The organism is Mammaliicoccus sp. P-M58 (assembly GCF_022386165.1).
Classification (GTDB): Bacteria; Bacillota; Bacilli; order Staphylococcales; family Staphylococcaceae; genus Mammaliicoccus; species Mammaliicoccus sciuri.
The window spans coordinates 1-1439 of sequence record NZ_JAJNJI010000032.1 but is presented as its reverse complement, the minus strand read 5'-3'; the positions used below and the strand labels follow the sequence as shown (position 1 = coordinate 1439).

Below are 1439 nucleotides of genomic sequence, written 5' to 3'. Positions count from 1 at the left end.
GAATCAGAATCCGCGTCTGAATCGCTATCCGCATCTGAGTCGCTATCTGCATCGGAGTCAGAGTCCGCATCTGAATCAGAATCTGCATCTGAGTCACTGTCTGCATCTGAGTCCGCATCTGAGTCTGAATCTGCATCTGAATCACTGTCCGCATCTGAATCAGAGTCCGCATCTGAGTCAGAGTCTGCATCTGAATCTGAGTCCGCGTCTGAGTCACTGTCTGCGTCTGAATCAGAATCTGCGTCTGAATCGCTATCTGCATCTGAATCAGAGTCTGCATCTGAGTCGCTATCTGCATCTGAGTCGCTATCTGCGTCTGAGTCAGAGTCTGCATCTGAGTCACTGTCCGCATCTGAATCAGAATCTGCATCTGAATCGCTGTCCGCATCTGAATCAGAGTCCGCATCTGAATCGCTGTCCGCGTCTGAATCAGAATCTGCATCTGAATCACTGTCCGCGTCTGAATCAGAGTCCGCATCTGAGTCACTATCTGCGTCTGAATCGCTGTCCGCATCTGAGTCACTATCTGCGTCTGAATCGCTGTCCGCATCTGAGTCTGAATCCGCATCTGAATTGCTGTCCGCATCTGAGTCAGAATCCGCGTCTGAATCGCTGTCTGCGTCTGAGTCAGAATCCGCATCTGAGTCACTGTCCGCGTCTGAGTCGCTATCCGCATCTGAGTCTGAGTCTGAATCTGAGTCGCTATCTGCGTCTGAATCGCTATCCGCATCTGAATCTGCATCTGAGTCAGAGTCCGCATCTGAGTCACTGTCTGCATCTGAATCAGAATCTGCATCTGAATCAGAATCTGCATCTGAATCACTGTCCGCGTCTGAATCTGAGTCATCTTTAGCACCATGGATGATTACTTCATCTTGTGGTTCTTCAATGATTTCTCCAGTTTCAGGATCTTTCAAGCCATCTTTACCTGGGATAACTTTAGTTTCACCTTCTGGTAAGTTTGGATCAATTTCTTCACGAGTACCATGAGGAATAATTTCAGGTGCATAGTTAACAATTTCGTCTGTTGGTTCTTTCGTTACTTCCGTTGTTGGCTCGCCTTCGCCTACTTTTTCTCCTGTTAATGGATTAATTGTAGTTGGTGTTGTTGTTGTTTTTTCACCATTTTCACCTTTTTGAGCCACTTTATCAGGACTACCTGGTTCCATTGTTGGATCTAATACGCGTTTAGTTTCATATGGAATTTCTTCCTTAGTAACCTCTGGTTCACCTGCTTTTGGACCATGTTTTGTGACATCGTCTACTGGCGGTGTTACCACTTCACCTGTATCTGGGTTCTTAATTCCTGGTTTACCTGGTACTTCTTCTGTACCGTCTACTGGTAAGTTTGGATCGAACTCATCTTTGTGACCTTGCGGTACTTCTTCTCCACCAAATTGTGTGATTTCATCTACTGGTTCTTTTGTTACTTCTTCTGT

At 46.1% G+C, this 1439-nt stretch carries 1 protein-coding gene; it reads right to left on the bottom strand.

What is annotated here, in order from left to right:
• The coding region (locus LQ694_RS15390; protein WP_239772209.1) for an E domain-containing protein at positions 1–1439 on the bottom strand (1439 nt) is incomplete at both ends.